The following is a 26,137-nucleotide window of genomic DNA, read 5'->3' as shown; positions in this document are numbered from 1 at the left end:
ACTAGTCCTGCGGCCAGGCGTCGGCCAGCATCTTGCGGGTGTCCGCGAGGAGTTGGGGCAGCACCTTGGTGTGGCCGACGACCGGCATGAAGTTGGTGTCGCCGCCCCAGCGCGGCACGATGTGCTGGTGCAGATGGGCGGCGATCCCGGCACCGGCGACGGTGCCCTGGTTCATGCCCAGATTGAATCCGTGCGCCCCGGAAGCGGTCCGCAACGCCGTCATCGCCTGCTTGGTGAGCTCCGCCAGCTCGGTGGTCTCGGTGGCGTCCAGCTCGGTGTAGTCGGCGACGTGCCGGTAGGGGACGACCATGAGGTGCCCGCCGTTGTACGGGTACAGGTTGAGCACCGCGTACACGTGCTCGCCACGGGCCACGACCAGCCCGTCCTCGTCGGACTTGGCCGGAATCGAGCAGAAGGGACAGCCGTCACCGCCGTCCGGGCCGGTCGGCTTGTTCTCACCCTGGATATATGCCATCCGGTGGGGCGTCCACAGACGCTGGAACGCGTCCTGGACACCGACCCCGATCTGCTGTTCCGGCTCACTCGTCATGGTGGGAAGCATATGACTTCGCGTACGGGGACGAGAAAGGCCCCCGGGAAGTGATCACTCCCCGGGGGCCGACCCCCGCGGCGGCGGGGACAACGCGGTCGGCGGGTGCGGACCACCCCCGCGTGTGCGGGGAGCGGGTCACACCTGCACGCGGCGCTCCACCACATCGACGATCTTCGCGATCGCCTCGTCGCGCGGAATGCCGTTCTCCTGCGACCCGTCGCGGTAACGGAAGGAGACCGTGCCCGCGTTCATGTCGTCGTCACCGACGATGATCATGAACGGAACCTTCTGCTTCTGCTGGTTCCTGATCTTCTTCTGCATCCGGTCCGAGGACGCGTCGACCTCGACCCGCAGCCCCTTCGCCTTCGCCTCGGCGGCGAACTCCTGGAGGTACGGGATGTGGGCGTCGCCGATCGGGATGCCGACCGCCTGGACCGGGGCCAGCCACGCCGGGAACGCGCCCGCGTAGTGCTCCAGGAGCACGGCGAAGAAGCGCTCGATGGAGCCGAACAGGGCGCGGTGGATCATGACCGGCTGCTGCTTCGACCCGTCGGTCGAGGTGTACTCCAGGCCGAACCGCTCGGGCTGGTTGAAGTCGACCTGGATGGTCGACATCTGCCAGGACCGCCCGATCGCGTCCTTGGCCTGCACCGAGATCTTCGGCCCGTAGAACGCGGCGCCGCCCGGGTCCGGGACCAGCGGGAGGCCCTGCTTCTCGGCCGCCAGGCGCAGCGCGTCGGTGGCCTCCTCCCAGGCCTCGTCGGAGCCGATGAACTTGTCCGACTCCGGGTCGCGGGTGGACAGCTCCAGCTCGAAGTCGTCCAGGCCGTAGTCGCGCAGCAGGTCGAGCACGAAGGTCAGGAGCGAGTCGAGCTCCTGGGGCATCTGCTCCTTGGTGCAGTAGATGTGCGAGTCGTCCTGGGTGAAGCCGCGCGCACGGGTCAGACCGTGCACCACACCCGACTTCTCGTACCGGTACACCGTGCCGAACTCGAAGAGCCGCAGCGGCAGTTCACGGTAGGAGCGGCCGCGCGCCTTGAAGATCAGGTTGTGCATGGGGCAGTTCATCGCCTTGAGGCGGTAGTTCTGCCCGTCGAACTCCACCGGCGGGAACATGCCGTCGCCGTAGTGCGGCAGGTGCCCCGAGGTGACGAAGAGCTCTTCCTTCGAGATGTGCGGGGTGTTCACGAACTCGTAGTCCGCGTCCTCGTGCTTCTTGCGCGAGTACGCCTCCATCTCCCGCCGGACGATGCCGCCCTTGGGGTGGAAGACCGCGAGGCCGGAGCCCAGCTCCTCCGGGATGGAGAACAGGTCGAGCTCGGCACCGAGCTTGCGGTGGTCGCGCTTCTCGGCCTCGGCGAGGAAGTCGAGGTGCGCCTTCAGCTCGTCCTTGGTCGGCCAGGCGGTGCCGTAGATGCGCTGCAGCATCGGGTTCTTCTCGCTGCCGCGCCAGTACGCGCCGCCCGAGCGCATCAGCTTGAACGCCGGGATGTTGCGGGTGGTCGGCAGGTGCGGACCGCGGCACAGGTCCTTCCAGCACAGCTCGCCGGTCTTGGCGTCGAGGTTGTCGTAGATGGTCAGCTCGCCGGAGCCGACCTCCGCGTCCGCGCCGTCGGCGGCCTGCGCGGCGTTGCCCTTCAGACCGATGAGCTCCAGCTTGTACGGCTCGTCGGCGAGCTCGACCCGGGCGGCCTCATCGGTGGTGACGCGGCGAGAGAAGCGCTGGCCGCGCTTCTGGATCTCCTGCATCTTCTTCTCGATGGCCTTGAGGTCCTCGGGCGTGAACGGCTTCTCGACGTCGAAGTCGTAGTAGAAGCCGTCCCGGACCGGCGGGCCGATGCCGAGCTTGGCCTCGGGGTGGAGCTCCTGGACGGCCTGGGCCATGACGTGCGCGGTGGAGTGGCGCAGGATGTTGAGGCCGTCCTCGGAGGAGATCTCGACGGGCTCGACCTCCTCGCCGTCCTTCACCTCGTACGCGAGGTCCTTGAGCTCGCCGGCCACGCGGGCCGCGACGATGGTGCGCTCACCGGCGAAGAGCTCGGCGGCCGTAGTGCCCGTCGTCACCACGCGCTCTTCCCGCTCGGAATCGCGTTGGATGATCACACGGACGTCTGACACCGGACTTCTCCTGCCGTAGGGGGGCGCGCAGCGTGTCGCGTACGCGAGACGATCCTACCGAGCCGGTGGGGTACGCCGCGAAACGGATACGGCGACTCAGTCGGCCGCCGGGTCGGCATCCGCTCCGCAGGCCTCCTCGAAGAAGTCGAGGTTCTCCTGGAGGGACTTCATCAGGCGGTCCCGCTCGGCGTCGTCCACCTGTACCGGGGTCACCTCGCGGGCGGCGGACAGGCGCCGGAATCCGCCCCGGCTCTCCAGGCGCCCCACGACCCGGATCGGCAGCCCGACCAGATGCGCGTGCCCGGCGATGCGGTACGCCTCCTCGTCGAGCTCCATGCGTACGTGGGGCACCTCCGCCCCGGCAAGGACCCGCAGCCGTACGACGCCGGAGCCGCGCGGTCCCGAGCGGCGCAGCCGCACCACGGCGCCGGTGATCCGCACCGGCAGGGACGGCTCGTCGCTGAGGTAGCGGGCGCCGGCCTCGCGCAGGGCGGGCAGGTCGCCGGGCGAGAAGTCGACGGGCTCGGGCCGGGCCGCACACCCGGCGGGCACCCCGGCCGCCGGCGCCCATTCGAGGGCGACGCGCACGCCTTCGGTACCGCGCACCAGGGCGACCACGGACTCGGTCAGCTCTCTGCTGACGCCCGCGCGCACGGCCGCGTCGAAGGCCTCCATCCCGCCGGTGGTGCGCTGGTAGTCGACCGCGTCCCGCACCGCGTTGAGCGCCGCGTAGAGGCACACCACCGCGGGCCGCCCCGACACCACCGGTACGAACGCGGTGAGCCCGCCGCCCGGGCCGGGCTCGACGAGGACGCCTTCCAGGGAGGCGAGGGCCTGCCTGCGGTGGCGGGCCCCGTAGTACCCGGCCGGTCCGCGCACGGCGAGCGCGCCCGCGAGCAGCATCCGGTGGGCGGCGCCGCGCAGTTGTTCCTGCTCGCTCCAGGAGGCGGCGCCGGCCGGCCCCTCGGGCACCTCGCGCCACCAGCGCACCTCGTCGCTGGGCACCGCGAGCGAGACGAGCACCTCGCGTGCGGAGGGCGCGGCGCTGCGGGCGAGCGCGGTGAGCGCCTCGCCGAGCAGGTCCTCGCTGTCGGGGTAGGCCCGGCTCTCCGGGACGAGGAGGCTCATGCCGGAGCCGATCGCCCCGGGCGGCGTCCAGCGCGCGTAGCGCCCCGCCGCTCCCCCGCGCCGTTGCCAGCCGTGCCGGTGGAGCAGCACCCCGAGCACTGCCGGATCGACCTGGCCGGGACCCGGCAGAATCCCGCCGAGCTCATCGTCGGACCAGCGCATCAGGGCCTCCCTCCCACCCCGACCCGCGTCATGATCTCGCAGAGCGCGCGGTCGTCGAAGATCCGCGAGGTCGGTATTCGCACCGTGGTCCTGCGCCGGCCGGTCACCGGGTGTCCGGCCAGATTGGTCCAGTAGCAGCAGTGCCGCAGCGCCAGGCGGTCGTGGCCCGCGCGCAGCCACTCGTCCTGACTCCTCGGCACCAGCATCACGACCAGGATCTTGTGCACCGACACGGGCGTGCGGGCCAGCTTCACCAGGTGCGCGTTGTCCAGCGTGAAGGAGAAGGCCCCGCCCGGCGGATGCGGCGGTATCTGGTACGTGCACTTGAGCTGCACCTTGATCGTCACTTCGTCGTCGACCGTGTGCCCGGGAGCGCTGTGGCTCACGTGCCAGTCGATCCCGTTGTCCGGAAAGGGCTGCGACAGCGAACACCCCGCTGCCGCCGCCACCGCGTGCAGGTAGCCCACCTGAAGGGTCTCCATGCAGGCGGTGGTGGCGAGCGAGCCGCGCAGCGGTGCGATCCGCTCGGGCAGCAGACCGTGCCCGGGCGCGGCCGGATCGGGCTGCGCGAGCGCCATGGCTGTCGTATGCCTTCCGGAACTGTGCCGAACTTTCCCCGTGACGGCCCGTCAAACTCCAGTCCCGTCACCAGTGTTGTCTCCGTACTCGGGTCCCCGCAAACGGCGTATGTCGCAAACGGCCCGGGTATCACGGAATCGGGCAGGGGAAGCACGCCATCTGCCAGGAGTGTGCGAGGAGTTGAGTAGACATGACGTGCTGGTACGAGGGTCCCCTGGCGGCGTTCGACACCGAGACCACCGGGGTGGACGTCGAGGGGGACCGGATAGTTTCGGCCGCGCTGGTGATCCAGGACGGCCCGGACGCCCGGCCGCGCTCCACGCGCTGGCTGGTCAACCCGGGCGTACCCGTCCCGGCGGGCGCCACCGCGGTCCACGGTCTGACCGATGAGCACCTCCAGCTGAACGGGCGCTGGCCGGCCCCCGTGATGGAGGAGGTCGCGAGGTCGCTGGCCGAGCAGTGTGCGGCGGGCCGGCCGCTGGTCATCATGAACGCGCCGTTCGATCTGACGCTGCTCGACCGCGAGTTGAAGCGCCACCGCGCGGCCTCGCTGTCCCACTACCTGGGCCAGAACCCGCTGCGCGTGCTCGATCCCCGGGTCCTGGACAAGCACCTGGACCGCTACCGCAAGGGCCGCCGCACGCTGACCGATCTGTGCGAGCACTACGGCGTGACGCTGGAGGGCGCGCACGACGCGGCGGCCGACGCGCTGGCCGCCCTGGAGGTCGTCCGGGCCGTGGGACGCAGGTACGCGTCCCGCCTGGAACGGCTGACGCCGACCGAGTTGCACACGCTCCAGGCGACCTGGCACGCGGCTCAGGCGCGCGGCCTGCAGGCCTGGTTCACCCGGCAGGGCACCCCGGAGGTGGTGGACACGGCGTGGCCACTGCGGCCCGAACTCCCGGCGGCGGCTTGATGGTTGACAGCAAAAAGGCCGGTCCGTCATGGACGGACCGGCCTTTCCCGGTGGGCGATACTGGGTTCGAACCAGTGACCTCTTCGGTGTGAACGAAGCGCTCTCCCACTGAGCTAATCGCCCGGGAACGCACTGAACAATACAGTCCCCCGGGCCCAGCTTTCAAACCGCATCCAGCCATCGCCCGAGACCTCGCTTCCCGGACCGCATCATCAGCGCGTGATTGGCCCGGAACACCGGGCGGCCCGGCACCGCGAGCCGCCGCATGAGCGGCTTGCGCACCTCGACCTCCTGCTCGTAGACGGCCCGCGTTCCACCGTCGCGGGCGGACAGCGTCCAGCGCGCCCACCCTTCGAGGTCTCCGCTGAGCGCGACCTCCAAAACCCGTCCCCCCGGATCGCGCCGGCTCTCGCGGGCGGTGACGAACAGGTCGTACGGGACGAGCGAGCGGAGCCGGGCGGTGGCGGTGCGCCCGTCGAGGGGCGTGACCTCGCGGACCTCGGGCCACCAGCGCGGGTAGTCCTCGGCGCGCTCCAGGACCGCGTACACGGCGGCGGGCGCCTCGGGCAGATCCCAGACGCTGCGGAAGCGGTAGCGGCACCAGTCCATGCCCCCAGTCTGCTGGACGGCCGGGCAGGAAACGCCGAAGGCCCGGAGATCGAGATGATCTCCGGGCCTTCGGTCCGGGTGGGCGATACTGGGTTCGAACCAGTGACCTCTTCGGTGTGAACGAAGCGCTCTCCCACTGAGCTAATCGCCCGGGCGCACCGCAAACATTACCGCATGTCAGCGGGGCCTTTGACCACGCGTGGTCACTCGTTGATCTTCCACGGCACGACGATGCCGAACTTCCACAGGTATACGCCGACGAGGGTGGCGACGATCACCAGGCCGACCGTGGTCAGGATGATGTTGCGGCGCCGCACCTTGGGGTCGAGTGCCTTCTGCGCAGCCTCCGTGACCTTCCGCTTCGTCCAGCGGAGCACCAGCTGGGCCCATACGAATTCGGTCGCCCAGATCGCCATGCCGCCGAAGATCACCAGCCAGCCGGGGCCCGGCAGCGGCAGCATCACGATGCCCGCGGCCACGACCGCGAGGCCCACCAGGAAAACGCCCACCTGCCAGCTCAGATGCAGCGGCCTGGACGCCTTGATGAACGCCGGCGCCCGCGAGCCGAGGGCCGCGGCGGCCTGTTCGTCACTCCCCGTATCCATGCACCCCAACCTACCGGACGGGTGTCTTGAAACGGGTTCACCGAAATGGACCTATAACGCAAAGTAATAGTCCGCCGTACGAGCTACGTGAACGCCTGCAAAACGGTCAGAGGGGTTTACAACGGCACCGTAGGTGGCATGTCGATTTCGCCGACGTGCGAATCCCCGAGCGCACACTGAGCGAAAGGCCCTGGCGCTTATGAACACCACGGTCAGCTGCGAGCTGCACCTGCGCCTCGTTGTGTCGAGCGAGTCCTCACTGCCTGTACCCGCGGGCCTGCGGTATGACACGGCCGATCCTTATGCCGTGCACGCCACCTTCCACACCGGAGCCGAGGAAACCGTCGAGTGGGTCTTCGCTCGCGACCTCCTCGCCGAGGGCCTGCACCGGCCCACCGGAACCGGCGACGTCAGAGTCTGGCCGTCACGCAGCCACGGCCAGGGTGTCGTCTGTATCGCCCTGAGCTCGCCGGAAGGAGAAGCCCTGCTCGAAGCCCCGGCGCGGGCCCTGGAGTCGTTCCTGAAACGGACTGACGCCGCGGTGCCGCCCGGCACCGAGCACCGTCACTTCGATCTCGACACGGAACTCTCGCACATCCTGGCCGAGAACAACTGAGGCCAGGCAGAGAGCCGCACGGCGCCGTCCGACTCGGGGCGACGGCGCCGCGCGGACAACCACATAACGGCAGTCATCGGCGCCGTCCCCCACGAAAGCCGTCGTGGGGGACGGCGCCGGTGCGCTGGTGACGCGAGCCGCTAGAGTCGGCCAGCATCGACGGGCGCCCGCCCGCCGCAGGCCAGGGAGCGAATCGTGCTGATCCCTCACGACACCCGGATCGCGCTCGACATGGTGGTCGATCTGGTGAACACCGCGCCGGAGAGCGAGGACACCGACCGTCTCGCGGACGTGGACGCGCTGTACGGCTTCGTCCAGGACCACAGCGTGAGCGGTGTGGAGCGTCTCTCCAACGGTGACCTCCTGGGCGTCCAGGCCGTCCGCAGCAGGTTCGCCGAGATCTTCGCGGCGCCCGACGCCCACACTGCCGCCGAGCTCGTCAACCAGCTGGTCGCGGCGGCCGGCACCACCCCGCAGCTGACCGACCACGACGGCTACGACTGGCACGTGCACTACTTCGCGCCCGGCGCCTCGGTGGCCGACCACCTGGCCGCCGACGGCGGCATGGCGCTCGCCTTCATCGTGGTGACCGGTGAGCAGGAACGTCTTCGCAGATGTGAGGCGCCGGACTGCGGACGGGCCTTCGTGGACCTCTCACGCAACCGCTCCCGCCGCTACTGCGACAGCCGCACCTGCGGAAACCGCCTGCACGTGGCCGCGTACCGGGCCCGGCGCAAGGAGGCCGCGGGCTGAGCACCCGCGGGAAGCGGCTCTCGGAGCACGAACGCTCAGAGCAGGAAGAGGTCGTGCACGGCCGCCATGAGCAGCAGGCAGCCGATCACCCCCAGGAAAATCATCAGGGGCGGTTGGGAGAGCGCGAAGAGACAGCCCCGCGCCTGCGGGTCGGGCGCGCTCGGCTTGTCGGTCGGTGCAGGGGTGGAGCCCTGGGAAGTGTCCAGCATCTCGGGGCGATGATGACCCAGTCGCACCGCATGGGTATACCAACACGCCCATAGGAAGCGGGAGTTCGCCCGATCTTGTAACGCGCGGACCCGATCTTGCAGCGCGCGGAGGCAGCGACGCGCGCGGGCGACGCGCCCCCGCGCCCCCGCGCGCCCGGCGAACGCCGGATGCCGTGCTTGTGACGTCAGATGCCGTGCTTCTTCAGGATGGCCTCGATGTCGCTGAAGTCCTCGCTCGCGGCGGGTTTGGCCTTCGCCTTCGGTACGGGCTGGGCGGCCGGTGTGCGGCCCGCGCCGAGCGAGGGGGCGGACGCCGCGGGAGCCACCGCCTCACGCTGGGCGGCGGCCGCGGCGACCTTGCGTTCCCTGCGGGTGCCGCCGCCGCGCCGCTCGATGGCCCGGGTCGTCATGAACAGCAGCCAGGCGACCCCGAGCAGCCCGAAGCCCAGCCACACGCTCGGCTTGAAGACGATGCCGGACACCCACTGCACCACGCCGGTCATGACGAGGCCGACCGGGACAAGGGAGTAGGCGGCGATGCGCGTAGCCGCGAGGAAGCGCTTGCGGTACGCCGTGACGGCAGCGATGCCCAGTCCGGCCGCGGAAACGGCGGAGCAGACGGTCTCGGCAAGCATCCGGTTCCTCCAGGCATGGGGGGTATGGCTTCTTCCATCCTGCACCGGAACCCGCCCCGCGGGCCACGGTCGGCCGCGACCTCAGGGAGATCTCCGGGGCGGGATCCTCCCCAGGTCCCGGTTGCTGGGAGACTGGACCCCATGAGCGACACCACCCCCTCGAGCACCGCAGGCCCCGTCGTCCTCGACGTCTGGTGCGAGCTGCAGTGCCCCGACTGCCGCAGCGCCCTCGACGACATCCGCGCGCTGCGCGCCCGCTACGGCGACCGCCTCGACATCCGGCTGCGGCACTTCCCGCTGGAGAAGCACAAGCACGCCTTCGCCGCGGCCCAGGCCGCCGAGGAGGCCTTCGAGCAGGGCCACGGCTGGCCGTACGTGGAGGCCGTGCTCGCCCGCACCGAGCACCTCGCCGAACAGGGCGAGCCCGCGCTCATCGAGGCGGCGGGTGAACTCGCCCTGGACACCGACGAGTTCGAGACAGCCCTCATCGACGGGCGGCACATCCTGATCGTCGACGCCGACCAGGCCGAGGGCAAGGCGATCGGCGTGACCGGCACCCCGACATATGTCATCGGCGACGAGCGCCTGGACGGCGGCAAGAGCCAGGAGGGGCTGCGCGAGCGCATCGAGGCGATCGCGGACCGGCTGCTCGCCGAGTAGCCGAGCAGCTCCGGGGGGGCTCAGAGCAGCTGCTTGTAGAGGTTGTAGTCGGTGACCCGGTAGCCGAGGGACTCGTACAGGCGCACCGCCGGGATGTTGTCCGCGAAGACGTGCAGCCCGATGGTGTCCATGCCGTCGGCCAGCGCCACCCGCTCCGCGAGCAGCATGAGTGAGCGGCCGTGGCCCCGGCCCCGGTGCTCCTCGGCGACCCCGACGTCGTAGACGTACGCGCACTCCTCGGGTTCTGCGCGCCGGGCCACCCACACGCTCCCGACCGTGCTCCCCCGGTCCTCGAGGACCAGGAAGTGCGCCCCGGCGGTGGCGACGCCGTCCGGAAGCAGGGTGCGATGCTCCGCCGCGGACCTGGCACGGGCCTCCGCCGCGGGCACGCCCCGCTCGATCCAGCTGCGCGCGTAGCTCTCGACCTCGTCGCGCAGCCAGCCCTCGAACTCCTCCGCGCTCATCGGCCGGCCGGTCACCCCGGCGGGCAACTCCGGTTCCACGGGCGGGAGTTGCTTGGCCATGTTGCGGCTGCGCTCCACGTAGCCGAGGGCGCCGGCCATCCGCAGCGCGGCATCGGCGCCGGCCGCGACGGAGAGGCGGACCTGGCCGCAGCCCCAGCCCCGCAGCACCTCCTCGGCGGCCAGGGCCGCGACGGTGCCACGACCCCGGCCCCGGTCCGCCTCGTCGATCCGGAGTTCTTCGATCCGGCCCATGCGGGGCCCGAAGGACGTATCGGTGGCGATCTTGATTCGTCCGACGCGTCGGCTGTTCACACACACGTCGTACGTACGCGACTTGGCGCCGTCGGCGCCCTGCTGGAGCGGCTCGGTCGGCCGAATGGTGGTGGTCATCAAGGCCGTTGTACCTGCCCCGGCGCCGCCCGTCATCAGCTTTTACGGGTCCAGATCCGATCCGGCCCGCTCGTCGAAGATCCGCATGGCCTTGGCCGTGACCGGACCGGGCGCGGCGGCCAACTGCCGCCCGTCGACGCGGATTACGGCCTGGACGTCGCGCAGCGTGGAGGTCAGGAAGATCTCCTCGGCGCTCTCCAGGACGTCCATCGAGAGCTCGGTCTCGTACGCGCCGGTCCATTCGACGGTCAGCGCGCGGGTGATCCCGCCGAGGCAGCCGGAGGCGAGCGGCGGGGTGTGCAGGCGCCCGTCGAGGACCACGAAGACATTGGAGCCGGTGCCCTCGCAGAGCTGCCCCGCGGTGTTCGCGAAGAGGGCCTCGGAGGCGCCCGCCCCGTGCGCCTTGGCGAGCGCGACGACGTTCTCGGCGTACGACGTGGTCTTCAGGCCCGCCACCGCGCTGTGCTCGTTGCGGGTCCACGGGACGGTGATCACGGCGGTGGTGTCGGGCCTGCGCCTGCTCTCGCCGAGCGCGACGACCAGGGTCGGGCCCGCGTCGCCCCGGTCGGAGCCGAGCGGCGAGAGCCCGCCGGTGTAGGTGATCCGCAGCCGGCCGAGCGCCATGGGGTTCGCGTCCAGGACGGCCGCGCAGGCGCGCCGCACCTCGTCGAGGTCCGGGTCGGGCAGGCCGAGGCCGCGGGCCGAGCGGGTCAGCCGGTCGAGATGGCGGGTGAGCGCGAAGGTGCTCCGGCCGGTCGCCTTCACCGTCTCGAAGACGCCGTCGCCCACGGTGAGCCCGTGGTCGAGGACGGACACCTGCGCGGCGTCGGCGTCCCGCAGTGCGCCGTTGACCCAGATCTGCATTTACGCGGTCCTTCCACTGTGCCCGCTGTGGGCATACGCGCCCGACGCTACCGTCAGGAGACGCGAGGCCTTCAGCTCGGTCTCCTCCCACTCCCGCTCGGGATCCGAGCCCCAGGTGATGCCCGCCCCGGTGCCGAAGCGCAGCACGCCGTGCGGCCGGTCGACCCAGAAGGTACGTATGCCGACGGCGAGCTCGGCGGTGCCCCGGTCGGCGTCGACCCAGCCGATGCCGCCGCAGTAGGGGCCGCGGGGCGCGGTCTCCAGCGCCTCGATGATCCGCAGCGCGCTGGACTTGGGCGCCCCGGTGACCGAGCCCGGCGGGAACGTGGCGTCGAGCAGCTCGCGCCACCCCGCGCCCTCGCGCAGCTCGCCGCGCACGGTGGAGACGAGGTGGACGAGGCCGGGGTGCTCCTCGACGGCGCACAGCGCGGGCACGGTCACCGAGCCGGTGGCGCAGACCCGTCCCATGTCGTTGCGGACGAGGTCCACGATCATCACGTTCTCGGCGTGGTCCTTCTCCAACAGGTCCGCCGCGGTCCGTCCGGTCCCCTTGATGGGTCCGGACTCCACGACCCGTCCCGTACGCCGGAGGAACAGTTCGGGCGAGGCGGTCGCGATCTCGACCCCGTGCGCGGGCAGCCGGATCGTTCCTGCATAGGGCGCGGGGTTGCCGCGCGCGAGCAGTGCGGTGAGCGCGTCCACGTCGGCCGCCGCGGGGTCGGGCAGCGGCGCGCTCAGCACGCGGCAGAGGTTCGCCTGGTAGACCTCGCCGGCCGCGATGTGCTCGCGAATGCGGCGCACTCCGGCCGTATAGGCGGCGCGGTCCAGGGAGGACGTCCAGTCGCCGGTGGCGGGCCCGCGCCAGGCGCCGGGCACGGGCTCGGGGACCGGCTGAGTGCGGACGTCCGCGAAGCGGGCGCACACGAGGCGGCCCTCGAAGTCGGCGGAGACGGCCCAGAAGCCGGAGGAGTCGAGGGCCTCGGGGTCACTGGTGACATCACGCAGGTCCGAGGCGACGAGGTGGCCGAAGCGGGCCAGAGGAGCGAGGTCGTGCACGGTTGCGAGTCTAGGGCCGGGGCAGGTGGGGTGCCCCTGAGTGACCTGGAAGCGAACACCCGCCCGGACCCCGGCAGGGGTCCCGACCAGGCGCAACGCAGCACGCTGCACAAACGCGTTTTTGTACTGGCCCCGGAATCCGCTAGAGTTCAACACGTCGCCGGGACGCGCAAGCGAAACGGAAACGACAAGCGGACGTGGCTCAGTTGGTAGAGCATCACCTTGCCAAGGTGAGGGTCGCGAGTTCGAATCTCGTCGTCCGCTCGATGTGGGGGATCTTCCCGAACCCTCATATGCACTCCTGGTGGAGTGGCCGAGAGGCGAGGCAACGGCCTGCAAAGCCGTCTACACGGGTTCAAATCCCGTCTCCACCTCCAAGCGCGATTAGCTCAGCGGGAGAGCGCTTCCCTGACACGGAAGAGGTCACTGGTTCAATCCCAGTATCGCGCACGCAGTAACACGAAGTAACCGGTCCGGTAAGGTTGGGACCGTCCCGCGCGATTAGCTCAGCGGGAGAGCGCTTCCCTGACACGGAAGAGGTCACTGGTTCAATCCCAGTATCGCGCACGCAGTAACACGAAGTAACCGGTCCCGTAGGGTTGGGACCGTCCCGCGCGATTAGCTCAGCGGGAGAGCGCTTCCCTGACACGGAAGAGGTCACTGGTTCAATCCCAGTATCGCGCACCACCCGGAACCCCCGGCCTTCTCGAAGGCCGGGGGTTCCGTCGTCCGTGGCCCCTTGCGGGGTTCAGGACGAGGTGAGGTTCAGGAGGAGAAGAGCATGGGGCCGAAGCTCTTGTGCCGCCGGTGCCCGTAGTCGTCGTAGCCGTAGTACTCGTCGTGTCCGCCGTGATGTCCGCCGTGGTGGGGCTGCGGGGCGCCCCAGGACGGGGCGGGGGGGCGGGGGCGGGGTAGCCCTGCTGCGGGTAGGGCCCCGGGGGCGAGCCCTGCTGAAACCACTGCCCATCGAGCCGCGTCAGCGACTCCAGCTCCCCGCAGTCGAGGAATATCCCCCGGCAGCCGCTGCACTGCTCGATCTGGACGCCGTTGCGGTTGTACGTGCGCATCGGCGCGTGGCACTCGGGACACTGCATCGTCGGCTCAGCTCCTCGCCGCTGGTCCGGTCTGGCCTCAGCACCCGACGTCGGGGACGTGCCCAACTGGTCCTGGACTGCGGCGATTCGGGTGCAGCCCTCCAGCATCGCGCGCTCCGCCTCGTCCGGGAGACGGCTCCGCTCGGCGCATTTGGCGAGCGCCAGGGCGCCGGTCCGTACGGTCAACGTCCGCGCCGGGACGTCCAGTTGGGGCCAGGGGTCTCCTTCCGTCGGCACTGCCGGGCCGCCCCCTTCTCGGTATGCGGCGAGGAAGCGGGCCCAGGTGTCGGGGGCGAGCAGGCCGGCGGCGAACCAGGCGGCCGGGCGGGCCAAGTCCCAGGCGGGGGGCGCCGAGTCCGAGGTCGTCGATGTCGATCAGGGCCCAGGGGCCCGTGCCGGCGGGATGCCGGACGAGCTGCCCGAGGTGGAAGTCGCCGTGAGTGAGCCGGGCGGGGCCGGGTGCGGGGGCTTCCGCGCGGGCCCAGGCCGGGAGCCGGGCTCAGGCACGCAGCACAGGGGCGGCTCCCGGCCCGACGGCCGCCGCCCGCATCCGGGCCAGCGCGCAGGCGGCCTTCGCGGGGCCGCGCGCCGGGGGCAACGGCCCGGGCAGGGCCGCCGGTTGTATACGGCACAGCCGCGCGAGCAGCCGGCCCGCCTCCTCCCAGGGCACGGCTTCCTCCCCTCCGTCCGGGGCGACGGGGCTGCCGTACGGCCAGAGCGTCACGGGGCGGCCGTGCACGGTGCGGGCGGGGCGGTCCAGGGGCGCCAGGAGGACGCCGTCGAGCAGCGGATGCGCGGCTACGGCGAGCCGGACCGCGAGGGCCTCCGGGTCGGTGCGCCCGTCGTGCGCCTTGGCCACCACCGGCCCGTGGCGTACGACGGTGGCGTCGGGCCGGTCCGCCAGCACGGCGTCGTGCGCGGGCACCGCCCCGCAGGCGCGGCAGGGCCGGGCCCGGCGGGCGGCCTCGGCCAGCGCGTCGACGACGGATGCGGCCACTTCTCCCCCGGGGTGCGTACGTCTGGGCGCGAGGGTACGGGCCGGTGGGCGAGGGCGGTGGCCGGGTGTGCAAAAGGCGTTGCCCGATCGGCTCCCCAGCCGATCGGGCAACGCCTTTCACTGCCGTCCGCCGCACCCCCGTCCCCACGGGGCTGTAATGGCCGGATGTCCCCGACCCGGTCCGCTCTACCGGGTCCGGGGCGCCGCTCAGCGCCCCAGCATCACGCCCACGGACGACGCCTGTGTGACCACCGCGTCCCAGCCGCCGAAGACGACTGTGAGCAGGGCCGCCAGGGGAAGGACCATGGCCGTCGCCACCAAGGGGTGGCGCGGGCCGGATCGGCGGGCACCGAACGCGGCGCTGTACGCCCTGCGTCCCTGCGTGCGGATGATCGTCCGCGCAGCCGTGTCCGCCATGGTCCTCTCCTGTTCGTTCCTTGATGTGGTTGGCAGCGGCGGGTGTCTGACCTCGGGGGACGAGTGCACCACCCGCCGCTTGTCTTCAACAGTAGGGAGCCGCGCGGCGCCGGACGTCATGCCCTCGTACCTATCTGCTGGCCTCCCAGGGGATGAGCCGTCACCCCCGGGAGTACTCCCCTGGGTGGAGACGGACCCCCTACTCCCTGGGGTCTTCCCGGAGGGGTCGGCTCTGCGCGCGGGCCTCCGCCTACCCCGCGTCCTCCCTGGGGACCGGTTGCTCCACCAGGGCGAGCACCCGTGTCGCCATGAAGCGGGCCGTGCGCACGACCGTCCCGCTGCGCGTGACTTCGCTCACTTCCACCACCCCGCGCCGGACCGCCGTCTCGACCCTGCGCCCCGCCCGGCTTGCCACCACTTCGTACGTCCGGGTCGTGTCTCCCGCGTCCACCACTATCTCCACGCGGTCACCCTTCATAGATCCAAACCCCCTTCTGCGACGGACCGTTGAGATCTCGCACGGGTCAGCGGCCCTGGATCCACGGGTTGCTGACCACTCTTCAAGTTTCCCACCCGGCACTGACAATCGTCCGGGTCGCGAGGGCGCGGCCTATGAGCACACCGGGCGGCGGGTACGTAAGCTGTGCCACGTCAACAGGACTGGCAGCGGGGATGAAAATGGCGATGATGCGGCTCCGGCGCGAGGACCCGCGTGTCGTCGGCTCGTTCAGGCTCCACCGGCGTCTCGGCGCGGGCGGCATGGGGGTCGTGTACCTGGGCTCCGACCGGCGCGGGCAGCGGGTGGCCCTGAAGGTGATCCGGCCCGACCTCGCCGAGGACCAGGAGTTCAGGTCCCGGTTCGCGCGCGAGGTCTCGGCCGCGCGGCGGATCCGCGGCGGCTGCACGGCCCGGCTCGTCGCCGCCGACCTGGAAGCGGAGCGGCCCTGGTTCGCCACCCAGTACGTACCCGGGCCCTCGCTGCACGACAAGGTCGCCGAGGAGGGCCCGCTGACGGCCGCGGAGGCCGCCGCGATCGGGGCCGCGCTGTCCGAGGGGCTCGTCGCGGTGCACGAGGCAGGCGTCGTCCACCGGGACCTCAAGCCGTCCAACATCCTGCTGTCCCCGAAGGGGCCCAGGATCATCGACTTCGGCATCGCGTGGGCCACCGGCGCCTCGACGCTGACCCATGTCGGCACGGCCGTCGGCTCCCCCGGCTTCCTCGCCCCCGAGCAGGTGCGCGGCGCCGCGGTCACCCCGGCCACCGACGTCTTCTCGCTCGGCGCGACGCTGGCTTACGCCGCCATGGGCGACTCGCCCTTCGGGCACGGCAGTTCCGAGGTGATGCTCTACCGCGTGGTGCACGAGGAGGCGCAGCTGCGCGGCGTGCCGGACGCGCTGGCCCCGCTGGTCCGGGCCTGCCTCGCGAAGGACCCCGAGGAACGGCCCAGCACGCTCCAGCTCTCCATGCGGCTCAAGGAGATCGCCGCGCGGGAGGCCCAGGGCGGGCTGCACGGGCAGGCTCCGGAGGCCCGGCCACCGGCTCAGCGCGAGCGCGTCGAGCTGGACCGGCCCACGGGGCGGCTCGACGACCGGACCCAGCGCTACACCGAGGCCGGGCGGGCCACGGGGGCCTCTGCGGCTCGGCCCGCGCCGCGCACGGGGGGCTCGCGTCCCGGTGGGCCGCGCAGCAACGCCGCCTCCCGTCCCGGAGGGCGGCCGGGCACTCGGCCCGGGCCCCGCACCTCCGGCGGGCTGCGGCCCGCCAACCCCCGGCTGCTGCGGCAGCGGCTCACTGTGTTTGTGCTGGTTACGTTGATTGTGCTGCTGGGGATTGCCGCGGTTAAGCAGTTCTGAGGGTGCCGGGGGGGAGGATTGTTCTTCGGCCGCGGGCCGTCGTGGCCGGTCGCGCCGTTCCCCGCGCCCCCAGGGAGTGCTGCCGAGCTCGGCTGTCGGGCTGAGCCCACTCCGCTGGGGCTGTTGTTCGACTTGCCGGTCGGCTGTGGCCGGTCGCGCCGTTCCCCGCGCCCTCAGGGTGTGCCGCTGGGGGCTCCCCCAAGTTCTCGGTTTCGCCCGAACAGGGGACCCCCATCGCGGCGGAGCCGCACCATGTCACAGCCCCCGCGCCCCTTCGAGGGCGGCCACCCCTATGACGCTCGGGGGTCAGGCCGTCGGCCGTCCCGTGGCCACCGCGTAGAACGCCACTGCCGCTGCCGCGCCCACGTTCAGGGAGTCGACTCCGTGGGCCATCGGGATGCGTACCCACTCGTCCGCGGCCACCAGGGCCTGGGTCGAGAGGCCGTCGCCCTCCGCGCCCAGCATCAGGGCCACCTTGTCGAGCTTGTGCGGGGCGGCGTCCTCGATGTTGGAGGCCTTTTCGTCGGGGGTGAGGGCCAGCAGCCTGTAGCCCGCCTCGCGGACCGACTCCAGACCCTTGGGCCACGACTCCAGGCGGGCGTACGGGACCGAGAAGACCGCGCCCATCGACACCTTCACCGAGCGCCGGTACAGCGGGTCCGCGCAGTCCGGCGAGAGCAGGACCGCGTCCATGCCGAGCGCGGCGGCGCTGCGGAAGATCGCGCCGATGTTGGTGTGGTCGTTGACCGCCTCCATGACCACCACCCGGCGGGCGGTGGTGAGGAGTTCGTCGGCGGACGGCAGCGGCTTGCGCTGCATCGAGGCGAGCGCCCCCCGGTGCACGTGGTAGCCGGTGACACGTTCGGCGAGGTCCGGGCTGACCGCGTACACGGGCGCCGGAAGCTCGTCGATGACGTCCCGCATGACGTCCACCCACTTGGCCGAGAGCAGCATCGAGCGCATCTCGTAGCCGGCGTCCTTGGCCCGTCTGATGACCTTCTCGCCCTCGGCGATGAAGAGGCCTTCGGCGGGCTCGCGGCGGCGCCGCAGCTCCACGTCGGTCAGGCCCGTGTAGTCGCGCAGGCGGGGGTCGTCGGGGTCTTCGACGGTGATGAGATCGGCCACAGGGTGATACTGCCTTGTCCTGGGTGAGGTGCCAACGGCTGGGACGGAGATCCGTTACCGGTGGTTACGGGGAGGGGTGACGACTTCGGGCGCCGGTTACGGGCGTGGGGTCATGCGCGGGAGTTCACCGTCACCACGTCGCCGATGACGATCACGGCCGGGGGCTTCACGTCCTCGGCCCTGGCCACCTCGCCGACGCTTCCCAAGGTTGCGTCGACGCGGCGCTGGGCCGCGGTGGTGCCTTCCTGGACGAGGGCGACCGGGGTCCCGGGGTTCTTGCCGTGCGTGACGAGCGCCTGCGCGATCGCGCCGATCTTGTCGACGCCCATCAGGATCACCAGGGTGCCGCGCAGTTGCGCAAGCGACTTCCAGTCGACGAGCGAGCGCGGGTCGTCGGGCGCCACGTGCCCGCTGACCACCGTGAACTCATGGGCCACGCCCCGGTGCGTGACCGGGATCCCGGCCGCGCTCGGCACCGAGATGGAGCTGGAGATGCCGGGCACCACCGTGCAGGTGATGCCGGCCTCGGCGAGCGCCTGGAGCTCCTCCATGCCGCGCCCGAAGACGTACGGGTCGCCGCCCTTGAGCCGCACGACCGCCTTGCCGGCCTTCGCGTGCTCGATCAACGCGTTGTTGATGGCCTCCTGCGCCATGAAGCGGCCGTACGGGATCTTCGCGGCGTCGATGACCTCGACGTGCGGCGGGAGCTCGTCGAGGAGGTCGCGGGGGCCGAGCCGGTCGGCGATGACCACGTCCGCCTCGGCGAGCAGCCTGCGGCCGCGCACGGTGATCAGGTCCGGGTCGCCGGGGCCGCCGCCGACCAGTGCGACGCCGGGGGTGCGGGTGCGCTGCTGGGGGGCGACGAGCGTGCCGTCGCGCAGGCCCTCGACGACGGCGTCGCGGATCGCGGCGGAGCGGCGCGGGTCCGGGGTGTCGGTGGTGAGGACGGCGACCGTGACGCCCTCGGAGCGGCCGGTGGCCGGGGTCCAGGCGGTGGCGGCGCCGGCGTCGTCGGAGCGTACGCACCAGACGCGGGAGCGCTCGGCCTCGGCGGAGATGCGCTCGTTGGCCTCGGTGTCGGCGGTCGCGACCAGCGCGTACCAGGCGTCGGCCAGGTCGCCGTCCTGGAAGCGGCGCCGCTCCCAGCGGATCTCGCCCGCGTCCGCCATGGCCTCGACGGAGGGGGTGGCGCTCGGGGAGACCAGGGTGACGTCGGCCCCGGCGGCGATGAGGGCGGGCAGGCGGCGCTGGGCGACCTGGCCACCGCCGACGACGACGACGCGGCGGCCGGTGAGGCGGAGGCCTACGGGGTACGCGGGGTGTTCGACCATGGCGGCGGTGCTCCTCGGGCGGAGTGACGTGCGGTGTGCCGCTGCTGCGGTGAAGCGGCTGGTGGGAGGGGGTTTGCGGTCCCGCGGACAGCCTAAGGGGCGGGCGGGCGCTGTGGCACGAGCGGGGGCCGGGGTCAGTGACCCCGGCCCCCGCTCGTGCGTACGGGCTACTTCTCGGTGACGCCCGCCGAGTCGAACGTCGCCACCTCGTGCATCGCGCGGGCCGCGCTCTGCACCACCGGGAGGGCGAGCAGGGCACCGGTGCCCTCGCCGAGGCGCAGGTCCAGGTCGACCAGGGGGCGCAGGCCCAGCTTGTTGAGGGCGGCCACGTGGCCGGGCTCGGCGCTGCGGTGGCCCGCGATGCATGCGGAGAGCACCTCGGGGGCGATCGCGCGGGCGACCAGGGCGGCGGCTCCGGTGCTGACGCCGTCGAGGATCACCGGCGTACGCAGCGAGGCACCGCCGAGCAAGAAGCCCACCAGGGCCGCGTGCTCCAGGCCGCCGACCGCGGCGAGGACGCCGATCGGGTCCGCCGGGTCCGGCTGGTGCAGTTCGAGGGCGCGGCGTACGACGTCGACCTTGCGGGCGTGCGTCTCGTCGTTGATGCCGGTGCCGCGGCCGGTGACCTCGGCCGGGTCGACGCCCGTGTAGAGGGAGATCAGGGCGGCCGACACGGTGGTGTTGGCGATGCCCATCTCGCCGGTCAGGAGCGCCTTGTTGCCGGCCGCCACCAGGTCGCGGGCGGTCTCGATGCCGACCTCGATGGCGGCGACCGCCTCCTCGCGGGTCATCGCGGGGCCGGCCGTCATGTCGGCCGTGCCGGCGCGCACCTTGCGGGGCAACAGGCCGGGCGTGGCCGGGAGTTCGGAGGCGACGCCCACGTCGATGACGCAGACCTCGGCGCCGACCTGGTTGGCGAAGGCGTTGCAGACCGCGCCGCCGCCGAGGAAGTTGGCGACCATCTGGCCGGTGACTTCCTGGGGCCAGGGGGTGACGCCCTGGGCGTGCACGCCGTGGTCGCCGGCGAAGATCGCGACGGCGGCCGGCTCCGGGATGGGCGGCGGACACTTGCGCGAGAGGCCGGACAGCTGCGCGGAGATGATCTCCAGCATGCCGAGCGCGCCCGCGGGCTTGGTCATCCGCTTCTGGCGCTCCCACGCCTCGCCGAGCGCCTTGGCGTCAAGCGGGCGGATGTTGGAGACGGTCTCCTCGAGGAGGTCGTGCGGGTCCTCGCCGGGCAGCGCGCGGCGGCCGTACGTCTCCTCGTGGACGACCCAGGAGAGCGGGCGGCGCTTGGACCAGCCCGCCTGCATCAGCTCGGGCTCCTCCGGGAACTCGTCGACGTAGCCGACACAGAGGTAGGCGACGACTTCGAGGTGCTCGGGCAGGCCGAGGGCGCGGACCATCTCGCGCTCGTCGAAGAAGGAGACCCAGCCGACGCCGAGGCCTTCGGCGCGCGCGGCGAGCCACAGGTTCTCGACGGCGAGCGCCGAGGAGTACGGGGCCATCTGCGGCTGCGTGTAGCGGCCGAGGGTGTGGCGGCCGCCGCGGGTCGGGTCCGCGGTGACCACGATGTTCACCGGGGTTTCGAGGATGGCCTCGATCTTCAGTTCCTTGAACTGCTTGGCCCGGCCCTTGGGCAGCGACTTGGCGTACGCCTCGCGCTGGCGCTGGGCGAGTTCGTGCATGGTGCGGCGGGTCTCGGCGGACCGGATGACCACGAAGTCCCAGGGCTGCGAGTGGCCGACGGAGGGCGCGGTGTGGGCCGCCTCCAGGACGCGGAGCAGCACCTCGTGCGGGATCGGGTCGCCGCGGAAGCCGTTGCGGATGTCGCGGCGCTCGCGCATGACGCGGAGCACGGCCTCGCGCTCGGCGTCGGCGTAGCCGGGGGCGGCGGGCGCCTGCTCCGGGTCCTCGGGGACCTCGGCGAGCTCCTCGGCCCCGGCGGGCGCCTCCGGCCCGGCGGCGGCTTCCGGCTCCGCGACGGCTTCCGGTACGGCGGCGGGCCGCGGCGCGCTGATCACTTCGAGCGGCTCTTCGGCGGCGGCCTCGGGAGCCTCGGCCGGGGCAGCCGTCGCAACCGCTTCCTCAACCGGTTCGGCCGCCGGGGGCTGCTCCTGCTGCGGTACGAGCACGGGCGCCTGGACCGGCTCGGCGGCGACGGCTGCCGGTGCCTCGGCGGCGGGTTCGGGCACGGTCACCGGCTGCTCCTCGGGAGCGGCCTGCGGCACGGGGACGGCGACGTGCGTGGTCGCCCCGCCCTGCGCCACGACGGCCGGCTGGGCCTCGGGCGCGGCGGCCGGAGCGGGCACGGCGGGGTCGACGGCGACGGGCTGCGGGGCCGCGGGAACAGGCTGCGAGGCCTCGGCAACGGGCTGCGGAATCTCGGTGGCCGGCTGCGGGGTCTCGGCGACCGGCTCGGCCAGGGGACCCGGCTCGGCGGGAGCGGGCTCGGCCACGGGGGGCTCGGCCACCACGGGCCCGACGGCGACCGGTTCGGCGGCGACCGGCGCGGCCGGGGCCTGCTCCGCGACGACCGGCTCGGGTGCCGGGGCCGCGGCGGCCACGGGCTCGACGGCGATCGGGGCAGCGGGCTCGGCCGGCTCCGGCTGGGCGGCGGCCGGGGCCACCGGCTGCGCGACCGGAGCAACAGGCTCCGGTGCGGGCTGCGGCACCTCCTGCGCACGGGGCGCCTGCGGAACGGACGCTTCCTGAACGGCCTGGGCCGGCACCGGCGCGGGCGCGAGGCGGGGGCCGGTCGGGACCGAGCCCTGGACGGGCACGAACTGGCCCACCGGCTGCGGCAGTCCGGGCTGCTGCGCCTGCTGGGCCGCCTGCGGAACGGCCTGCTGGGCGACGAGCTGGTCCACGAGCAGGGCGGGCTGCGCGACCGGCTGCGCCACGGGCCGGGCCGCGTCCTTGGCGGGCTGCGGCTGAGCGGCCGGAACCGACCCCTGGACCGCGAACTCCTCCGGGGCGACCGATTCCGCAGCGGGCGATTCCGCAGCGGCCGGTTCCGGGACGACCGTTTCTGCAGGGGGCATGGGTGTGTTGAGTGACTCGTGGGGCGCCGTTCGCTGCTGAGGCGTCCATGCCATACCGGACTGCGGCGGGAACTCCCCGTGCTGCGGTCCCGCGGCCTGCGCCACGGGCTCCTCGCTCGGGACGTCCAGGTACTCGGGTCCGGTGGTCGGCGGGCCCTGAGTGCGCACCGGCGCCGGATTCACGGGGGCGCCGGCCGGACCCCGGTCGGCGAGGGAGCGTACGACTCCGGCGGAGGCGTCCGGCACCTGCGGGCCGAGGTGGAGCGGGCGGCGGGGCGGCGGGGGCGCGGCCGCGGCGCGTACGGCGCCGAGGTCGACGGAGCCGGAGTCGCGGCCGCCGGCCTCGTGCGCGCCGGGCTCGGCCTGGCCGGGCGCGGGGGGCGCCTGGGCCACGACGGGAGTGGGGGCGGGCGCGGACTGCGGGTCGATCCAGGCGCCCTGGGCACCCGGCATCAGCAGCAGATCGTCGTCGTCCGCAGCGTTCTCGGAGGGGTCGAGGAAGGTGTAGGCACCGGGAGCGGGAACGCCCGGCTGTTCCACCATGCCTGCGTTCTCCGGCAGTCCCTCGCCCGGGACCTGGCCGGTGTCAGTCATGCGTACCCCTCGCCCATCTGTAGTGCTCCTTCGGCCTGCGCCCGGGGCCGCACACGCTGGACGCGTGAGGCACCGTCGCTCAGAACGTGTGCGCCGCGCGGTTGCGAACGGCCCGCAGGCATCAACGACACCATGCATTGTCGCGGGCCTTCGCGGCCGTGGCGGTCAGTCTCGGCCACGGACCGTGTGGGCTGCGCCACGTTGCGCATCCCCCGGATGTGCCGTACCGCGACCGGATCCCAAAACGGTCCCCTTTTCCGGCCCTTGGCGAGCGGAATGCCGAACGGCCGGGAGCGGTACAACGATCGGCCAGCCTACCCCCAGCGGCGCGCCGGAAGGGTCACAGGGATCTCTCTTTCCGCCTTCCGGAGAGCAGGAAGGCGACCGAGCGTTCGCGCTCCGACCAGGCGCTCGTGTCGAGGTCGACCGATTGGATGAGCGCGCACTCGACCTCGTAACCGCCGGCGCTCAATGCGGCGCCCACGGCCTCCGCATCGTCCCGGGTGGCCGCGTGCGCCACGATGCGCTCCGGCCTGCGATCGGCGCATGCCTCGACGACGCCCGCGCCGCCGCCTCCGACGCGTACGACATCGGGTTCGGGCAGCGTCTCCAGGACGTGCGGGGCCCGGCCTCGGACGACCTGGACCTGGACTCCGAAGCGGCGGGCGGTGGCTTCGGTGCGCGAGCAGGCGTCCGCGTCCGCGTCGACGGCGATCACGGCGGCGCCGAACCGGGCCGCCTCCGCGGAGAGGGCGCCGCTGCCGCAGCCGATGTCCCAGACGAGGTCGCCGATGCGCGGGCCGAGCCGGGCGAGTTGGGCGGCGCGCAGCTCGGTGGACTCACCGGGGCCGAGGCCCGCGCCGTACTCCCGGGCGGGCAGCGCCCAGCCGCGTGGCGCGGACGGGTAGCCGGGCGGGGGCCCGGCGAGCCAGCCGTCGCCCTCGGTCGCGGGGCCGCCGCCGAGGACGACGACGACGTTGGGGTCGCGCCAGGCGTGGTCGGCGGCGTTCTCGGAGGTGAGGACGGTGACCCGCTCGCGGTCGCTGCCGAGCTCCTCGCAGATGACGAAGGTGCGGTGGACGCCGTCGAGGAGCAGTGCGAGTTCGGCCGGTCCGGCGCCGGGCGAGGTGAGGACGGCGACCTTGGGGTGGGCGCGGCAGACGTTGACGGCGCGGCGCAGGGTGCGGGGGTGGGCGACGACGACCTGGGCGTCGTCCCACGGCATCCCGGCTTGCGCGAAGGCGGCCGCGACCGCGGAGACGGCGGGCACGACCTCGACCTCCAGGCCGTGCTCGGGAGCCCTGAGGGTGCGGACGACGCCGAAGAAGCCGGGGTCGCCGTCGGCGAGGACGACCGCGCTGCCTCGGTGCCCGGCGATGCGGCGGGCGGCCAGGCTCACGCTGCCGAGCCGGATGCGCTCGGCGCCCGCCGGCACTTCGGGGAGTGCGAGGTGGTGGGCGGCGCCGGCCACCAGGGTGGCCGCGGAGAGGGCGGAGGTGGCCGCGGGGGTGAGGGGCGAGCCGTCCCAGCCGATCACCGTGACGCGGTCGGCCATCTTCGTCAGTCTCCAGTGTTGTCGCAGCTCGGGGCGGTCCGGCGCAGATGCCGGTACCAGTGAGGGTAGCCCCGGAATTCCGGTGCGGCCGTTGGCCGTGGATCAGTTCCAGTCGGTGAAGGAGGCGTATCCGGCGTCCGCGAGCTGGTCGGCGACGCCGTCGAGGTCCTCGGGGAGCAGGCTCCACACGATGAGGTCGGTGCGGATGTCCGCCCAGCCGCCGTCCTCCGTCTGGGTCCGCGCTATCCAGGCGTTGCGCAGCACGCCCTCGCTGATGCAGCCGATCTTCTGGGCGACCTGCTGGGAGGCGGTGTTGTCGGCGGCGGTGCGCAGTTCGAGGCGCTCGAACCGCTGGTCCCTGAACAGCCATTGGGCGGCGGCGAGCACGGCCTCGGTGGCGTAGCCCTCGCCGCGCGCCCAGGGCGCCACGACGTAGCCGACCTCGGTGGCCAGGGTGCGCCAGTTGGTGTTCTGGAGGTGGACGATGCCGACGAGGCGCTGGGTGAGGAATTCGGTGACCGCCAGAACGATTCCTCGGCCCTCAGTGCGTTCGCGCGGGGCGAGGTGGCGGACCCAGTCCTCGGCGTCGCGGGCGGTGTAGGGGTGGGGCACCGCGGTCCAGGCGACGACCTGCTCGTCGTTCATCATCTCGATGAGCGCGGGGCCGTCGGCATCCTCGAAGGGGCGCAGCACCAGGCGGTCCGTGCTGATGGAGATGTCCGGGAACACCGGAAAGGGGGTAGTCATGTGCCGCTCCATGCCGTGGACCGCCGTGGGGGCCGCGAAGGCCCTGGAACCTCCGTGGCCCGTCAACCTATAAGGACCGTAAAGGCACAGCATGCAGCATCGGGCCGTCGGCGCGCATGGCCGGGTGGGCGTTTACGACGAAGGCCCCGGACACCTGACGGTGTGTCCGGGACCTTCGTACTGCCGTGCCGCAAGGGCTACTTGGCGGGTCCGAACGCGGGGATGACGGAGCCCGCGTACTTGTCGTTGATGAACTTCTTGACCTCGTCGGAGTTCAGGAGCTTCGCGAGCTTCTGGATGCGCGGGTCGTTCTCGTTGCCCTGCTTGACGGCGAGGAAGTTGGCGTACGGGTTGCCGTCCGCCTTCTCCAGGGCGAGGGCGTCCTTGGCGGGCTTGAGGTCGGCCTCGATGGCGTAGTTGCCGTTGATGACCGCGGCGTCGACGTCGTTCAGGGCGCGGGGCAGCGTGGCGGCCTCCAGCTCCTTGAACTTCAGGCCCTTGCTGTCCTTGATGTCGGAGAGCTTGGCGCCGGCGCCCACGCCGTCCTTCAGCGTGATCAGGCCGTTGGAGGCGAGGAGCTGGAGGGCGCGGCCCTCGTTGGTGGTGTCGTTGGGGACGGCGACGGTCTGGCCGGACGCGATGTCCTTGAGCGACTTGACCTTGTGGGAGTAGACGCCGAGCGGCTCCAGCTCCACGTCGACGACGGGCACGACGTGGGTGCCGTTCTTCTTGTTGAAGTCGTCCAGGTAGGGCTTGTGCTGGAAGAAGTTGGCGTCGACCTGGCCCTGCTCGGTGGCGGTGTTGGGCAGGACGTAGTCCGTGAACTCCTTCACCTCCAGCTTGAGTCCGGCCTTGGCCGCCAGGTTGTCCTTGACGAACTTGAGGATGTCGGCGTGCGGCGTCGGGGACGCGGCGACGACCAGCGCCTTGGACTCGTCGGCCTTGGCTCCGGCCGGCTTCGGGTCGGAGGAGGAGCCGCAGGCGGTGAGGCCGACGGCGAGCGCGGCGGTGGCGAGGGCGGCAGCGGTGATCTTGATGTTCTTACGCACGAAAAGTGCCTCT

General features: G+C 72.2%; 24 protein-coding genes, 7 tRNA genes and 2 pseudogenes. 10 read left to right on the top strand and 23 right to left on the bottom strand.

Annotated features, from left to right (window positions below; translation table 11 throughout):
- Window position 1 precedes the first annotated feature (1 nt).
- The 4 genes from IE206_RS12590 to IE206_RS12575 form a co-directional block, all read right to left on the bottom strand.
- A complete protein-coding gene (locus tag IE206_RS12590) occupies window positions 2-562 on the bottom strand; it encodes an HIT family protein (protein WP_189962184.1) in 561 nt (186 codons plus the stop codon).
- Window positions 563-688: 126 nt separating this feature from the next.
- A complete protein-coding gene (thrS, locus tag IE206_RS12585) occupies window positions 689-2,671 on the bottom strand; it encodes a threonine--tRNA ligase (protein WP_189962183.1) in 1,983 nt (660 codons plus the stop codon).
- 96 nt (window positions 2,672-2,767) lie between these two features.
- The gene (locus IE206_RS12580; RefSeq protein WP_189962182.1) at window positions 2,768-3,961 is read right to left on the bottom strand and encodes a hypothetical protein; all 1,194 of its coding nucleotides are present in this window, start codon (window positions 3,959-3,961) and stop codon (window positions 2,768-2,770) included.
- A complete protein-coding gene (locus IE206_RS12575) occupies window positions 3,961-4,539 on the bottom strand; it encodes a DUF4365 domain-containing protein (protein ID WP_053723617.1) in 579 nt (192 codons plus the stop codon). The genes IE206_RS12580 and IE206_RS12575 overlap by 1 nt, the downstream gene beginning before the upstream one ends.
- 191 nt (window positions 4,540-4,730) lie before the next feature.
- Between IE206_RS12575 and IE206_RS12570 the strand changes: the two genes are divergently transcribed.
- Window positions 4,731-5,456 carry a 3'-5' exonuclease gene (locus tag IE206_RS12570; RefSeq protein ID WP_189962181.1) on the top strand — a complete coding sequence of 242 codons (726 nt, stop codon included), beginning with the start codon at window positions 4,731-4,733 and terminating at the stop codon, window positions 5,454-5,456.
- 51 nt (window positions 5,457-5,507) lie between these two features.
- On the opposite strand, the gene IE206_RS12565 is transcribed toward IE206_RS12570, so the two are convergent.
- The 4 genes from IE206_RS12565 to IE206_RS12550 all read right to left on the bottom strand — a co-directional run bounded on the left by IE206_RS12565 (window position 5,508) and on the right by IE206_RS12550 (window position 6,670).
- A tRNA-Val gene (locus tag IE206_RS12565) sits at window positions 5,508-5,579 on the bottom strand.
- Between the two features lie 39 nt (window positions 5,580-5,618).
- A complete protein-coding gene (locus IE206_RS12560) occupies window positions 5,619-6,065 on the bottom strand; it encodes an SRPBCC family protein (protein ID WP_189962180.1) in 447 nt (148 codons plus the stop codon).
- 79 nt (window positions 6,066-6,144) lie between these two features.
- Window positions 6,145-6,216 (bottom strand) — tRNA-Val (locus IE206_RS12555).
- Window positions 6,217-6,268: 52 nt separating this feature from the next.
- A complete protein-coding gene (locus tag IE206_RS12550) occupies window positions 6,269-6,670 on the bottom strand; it encodes a TIGR02611 family protein (RefSeq protein ID WP_189962179.1) in 402 nt (133 codons plus the stop codon).
- A gap of 199 nt (window positions 6,671-6,869) precedes the next feature.
- Between IE206_RS12550 and IE206_RS12545 the strand changes: the two genes are divergently transcribed.
- Window positions 6,870-7,286 carry an SsgA family sporulation/cell division regulator gene (locus IE206_RS12545; RefSeq protein WP_053723613.1) on the top strand — a complete coding sequence of 139 codons (417 nt, stop codon included), beginning with the start codon at window positions 6,870-6,872 and terminating at the stop codon, window positions 7,284-7,286.
- A 195-nt stretch (window positions 7,287-7,481) separates the two neighbouring features.
- Entirely contained in the window at window positions 7,482-8,039 is a 558-nt protein-coding gene (locus tag IE206_RS12540) for a CGNR zinc finger domain-containing protein (RefSeq protein WP_189962178.1), read from the top strand.
- A 35-nt stretch (window positions 8,040-8,074) separates the two neighbouring features.
- Here the strand turns inward: IE206_RS12540 and IE206_RS12535 are convergent, their stop codons facing one another.
- Together IE206_RS12535 and IE206_RS12530 are read right to left on the bottom strand one after the other, a co-directional pair.
- Window positions 8,075-8,248, bottom strand: a complete 174-nt coding sequence (locus tag IE206_RS12535; RefSeq protein ID WP_162952646.1) for a hypothetical protein — start codon at window positions 8,246-8,248, stop codon at window positions 8,075-8,077.
- A gap of 185 nt (window positions 8,249-8,433) precedes the next feature.
- Window positions 8,434-8,883, bottom strand: a complete 450-nt coding sequence (locus IE206_RS12530) for a hypothetical protein (RefSeq protein ID WP_189962177.1) — start codon at window positions 8,881-8,883, stop codon at window positions 8,434-8,436.
- 141 nt (window positions 8,884-9,024) lie between these two features.
- Between IE206_RS12530 and IE206_RS12525 the strand changes: the two genes are divergently transcribed.
- A complete protein-coding gene (locus IE206_RS12525) occupies window positions 9,025-9,543 on the top strand; it encodes a DsbA family protein (protein WP_189962176.1) in 519 nt (172 codons plus the stop codon).
- A 20-nt stretch (window positions 9,544-9,563) separates the two neighbouring features.
- Here the strand turns inward: IE206_RS12525 and IE206_RS12520 are convergent, their stop codons facing one another.
- From IE206_RS12520 to IE206_RS12510, 3 genes are read right to left on the bottom strand one after another with little or no spacing between them, the layout of a single operon-like run.
- Window positions 9,564-10,397: a GNAT family N-acetyltransferase gene (locus tag IE206_RS12520; RefSeq protein WP_189962175.1), complete on the bottom strand. Its 834-nt coding sequence runs from the start codon at window positions 10,395-10,397 to the stop codon at window positions 9,564-9,566.
- Window positions 10,398-10,439: 42 nt separating this feature from the next.
- Window positions 10,440-11,261, bottom strand: a complete 822-nt coding sequence (locus tag IE206_RS12515) for an aminotransferase class IV (protein ID WP_189962174.1) — start codon at window positions 11,259-11,261, stop codon at window positions 10,440-10,442.
- Complete coding sequence (locus IE206_RS12510; protein ID WP_189962173.1) at window positions 11,262-12,317, bottom strand: chorismate-binding protein; 1,056 nt, start codon at window positions 12,315-12,317, stop codon at window positions 11,262-11,264. It abuts the gene before it with no gap.
- 191 nt (window positions 12,318-12,508) lie between these two features.
- Here IE206_RS12510 and IE206_RS12505 point away from each other — a divergent pair.
- From IE206_RS12505 to IE206_RS12485, 5 genes are all read left to right on the top strand, one after another.
- Window positions 12,509-12,581 (top strand) — tRNA-Gly (locus tag IE206_RS12505).
- 39 nt (window positions 12,582-12,620) lie between these two features.
- Window positions 12,621-12,694: transfer RNA gene (locus IE206_RS12500), tRNA-Cys, on the top strand.
- A 1-nt stretch (window position 12,695) separates the two neighbouring features.
- Window positions 12,696-12,767 (top strand) — tRNA-Val (locus tag IE206_RS12495).
- Window positions 12,768-12,812: 45 nt separating this feature from the next.
- Window positions 12,813-12,884 (top strand) — tRNA-Val (locus tag IE206_RS12490).
- 45 nt (window positions 12,885-12,929) lie between these two features.
- Window positions 12,930-13,004: transfer RNA gene (locus tag IE206_RS12485), tRNA-Val, on the top strand.
- 78 nt (window positions 13,005-13,082) lie between these two features.
- On the opposite strand, the pseudogene IE206_RS12480 reads toward IE206_RS12485, so the two are convergent.
- From IE206_RS12480 to IE206_RS12465, 4 genes and pseudogenes are all read right to left on the bottom strand, one after another.
- A pseudogene (locus tag IE206_RS12480) lies at window positions 13,083-13,411 on the bottom strand (TFIIB-type zinc ribbon-containing protein).
- A 51-nt stretch (window positions 13,412-13,462) separates the two neighbouring features.
- Window positions 13,463-14,408, bottom strand: a pseudogene (locus IE206_RS12475) (phosphotransferase family protein); the annotation flags it as partial.
- 207 nt (window positions 14,409-14,615) lie between these two features.
- Window positions 14,616-14,825 (bottom strand): hypothetical protein, encoded by a 210-nt coding sequence (locus IE206_RS12470; protein ID WP_189962172.1) that lies wholly within the window; start codon window positions 14,823-14,825, stop codon window positions 14,616-14,618.
- A gap of 250 nt (window positions 14,826-15,075) precedes the next feature.
- Window positions 15,076-15,303 carry a DUF8836 family protein gene (locus IE206_RS12465; protein WP_189962171.1) on the bottom strand — a complete coding sequence of 76 codons (228 nt, stop codon included), beginning with the start codon at window positions 15,301-15,303 and terminating at the stop codon, window positions 15,076-15,078.
- Window positions 15,304-15,503: 200 nt separating this feature from the next.
- On the opposite strand from IE206_RS12465, the gene IE206_RS12460 reads away from it, so the two are divergent.
- Complete coding sequence (locus IE206_RS12460) at window positions 15,504-16,679, top strand: serine/threonine-protein kinase (protein WP_189962331.1); 1,176 nt, start codon at window positions 15,504-15,506, stop codon at window positions 16,677-16,679.
- Between the two features lie 306 nt (window positions 16,680-16,985).
- Here IE206_RS12460 and IE206_RS12455 read toward each other — a convergent pair whose 3' ends face one another.
- The 6 genes from IE206_RS12455 to IE206_RS12430 all read right to left on the bottom strand — a co-directional run bounded on the left by IE206_RS12455 (window position 16,986) and on the right by IE206_RS12430 (window position 26,124).
- A complete protein-coding gene (locus tag IE206_RS12455; protein ID WP_189962170.1) occupies window positions 16,986-17,804 on the bottom strand; it encodes a TrmH family RNA methyltransferase in 819 nt (272 codons plus the stop codon).
- A 110-nt stretch (window positions 17,805-17,914) separates the two neighbouring features.
- Window positions 17,915-19,135, bottom strand: coding sequence for a uroporphyrinogen-III C-methyltransferase (gene cobA / locus IE206_RS12450; RefSeq protein WP_189962169.1), 1,221 nt, complete (start codon window positions 19,133-19,135; stop codon window positions 17,915-17,917).
- A 167-nt stretch (window positions 19,136-19,302) separates the two neighbouring features.
- Window positions 19,303-22,773: a nicotinate-nucleotide--dimethylbenzimidazole phosphoribosyltransferase gene (cobT, locus tag IE206_RS12445; protein ID WP_189962168.1), complete on the bottom strand. Its 3,471-nt coding sequence runs from the start codon at window positions 22,771-22,773 to the stop codon at window positions 19,303-19,305.
- Between the two features lie 340 nt (window positions 22,774-23,113).
- A complete protein-coding gene (gene cbiE, locus IE206_RS12440) occupies window positions 23,114-24,328 on the bottom strand; it encodes a precorrin-6y C5,15-methyltransferase (decarboxylating) subunit CbiE (RefSeq protein ID WP_189962167.1) in 1,215 nt (404 codons plus the stop codon).
- Between the two features lie 102 nt (window positions 24,329-24,430).
- On the bottom strand, window positions 24,431-25,087 hold the full coding sequence (locus tag IE206_RS12435) for a GNAT family N-acetyltransferase (protein ID WP_189962166.1): 657 nt from the start codon (window positions 25,085-25,087) through the stop codon (window positions 24,431-24,433).
- A 185-nt stretch (window positions 25,088-25,272) separates the two neighbouring features.
- A complete protein-coding gene (locus IE206_RS12430) occupies window positions 25,273-26,124 on the bottom strand; it encodes a MetQ/NlpA family ABC transporter substrate-binding protein (RefSeq protein ID WP_189962165.1) in 852 nt (283 codons plus the stop codon).
- Window positions 26,125-26,137: the final 13 nt, after the last annotated feature.

The organism is Streptomyces violascens (genome assembly GCF_014649955.1).
In the GTDB taxonomy this organism is placed as follows: Bacteria; Actinomycetota; Actinomycetes; order Streptomycetales; family Streptomycetaceae; genus Streptomyces; species Streptomyces violascens.
Note: the sequence above shows the minus strand (reverse complement) of the source record. Positions and strands in the feature narration are given on the sequence as shown.

Bases quoted from the DNA above. Each gene is read 5' to 3' on its own strand.
- IE206_RS12590 (WP_189962184.1), bottom strand. From the start codon at position 562: ATGCTTCCCACCATGACGAGTGAGCCGGAACAGCAGATCGGGGTCGGT.
- IE206_RS12580 (WP_189962182.1), bottom strand. From the start codon at position 3,961: ATGCGCTGGTCCGACGATGAGCTCGGCGGGATTCTGCCGGGTCCCGGC.
- IE206_RS12575 (WP_053723617.1), bottom strand. From the start codon at position 4,539: ATGGCGCTCGCGCAGCCCGATCCGGCCGCGCCCGGGCACGGTCTGCTG.
- IE206_RS12570 (WP_189962181.1), top strand. From the start codon at position 4,731: ATGACGTGCTGGTACGAGGGTCCCCTGGCGGCGTTCGACACCGAGACC.
- IE206_RS12560 (WP_189962180.1), bottom strand. From the start codon at position 6,065: ATGGACTGGTGCCGCTACCGCTTCCGCAGCGTCTGGGATCTGCCCGAG.
- IE206_RS12550 (WP_189962179.1), bottom strand. From the start codon at position 6,670: ATGGATACGGGGAGTGACGAACAGGCCGCCGCGGCCCTCGGCTCGCGG.
- IE206_RS12545 (WP_053723613.1), top strand. From the start codon at position 6,870: ATGAACACCACGGTCAGCTGCGAGCTGCACCTGCGCCTCGTTGTGTCG.
- IE206_RS12535 (WP_162952646.1), bottom strand. From the start codon at position 8,248: ATGCTGGACACTTCCCAGGGCTCCACCCCTGCACCGACCGACAAGCCG.
- IE206_RS12530 (WP_189962177.1), bottom strand. From the start codon at position 8,883: ATGCTTGCCGAGACCGTCTGCTCCGCCGTTTCCGCGGCCGGACTGGGC.
- IE206_RS12525 (WP_189962176.1), top strand. From the start codon at position 9,025: ATGAGCGACACCACCCCCTCGAGCACCGCAGGCCCCGTCGTCCTCGAC.
- IE206_RS12520 (WP_189962175.1), bottom strand. From the start codon at position 10,397: ATGACCACCACCATTCGGCCGACCGAGCCGCTCCAGCAGGGCGCCGAC.
- IE206_RS12515 (WP_189962174.1), bottom strand. From the start codon at position 11,261: ATGCAGATCTGGGTCAACGGCGCACTGCGGGACGCCGACGCCGCGCAG.
- IE206_RS12470 (WP_189962172.1), bottom strand. From the start codon at position 14,825: ATGGCGGACACGGCTGCGCGGACGATCATCCGCACGCAGGGACGCAGG.
- IE206_RS12465 (WP_189962171.1), bottom strand. From the start codon at position 15,303: ATGAAGGGTGACCGCGTGGAGATAGTGGTGGACGCGGGAGACACGACC.
- IE206_RS12460 (WP_189962331.1), top strand. From the start codon at position 15,504: ATGGCGATGATGCGGCTCCGGCGCGAGGACCCGCGTGTCGTCGGCTCG.
- cobA (WP_189962169.1), bottom strand. From the start codon at position 19,135: ATGGTCGAACACCCCGCGTACCCCGTAGGCCTCCGCCTCACCGGCCGC.
- cobT (WP_189962168.1), bottom strand. From the start codon at position 22,773: ATGACTGACACCGGCCAGGTCCCGGGCGAGGGACTGCCGGAGAACGCA.
- cbiE (WP_189962167.1), bottom strand. From the start codon at position 24,328: ATGGCCGACCGCGTCACGGTGATCGGCTGGGACGGCTCGCCCCTCACC.
- IE206_RS12435 (WP_189962166.1), bottom strand. From the start codon at position 25,087: ATGGAGCGGCACATGACTACCCCCTTTCCGGTGTTCCCGGACATCTCC.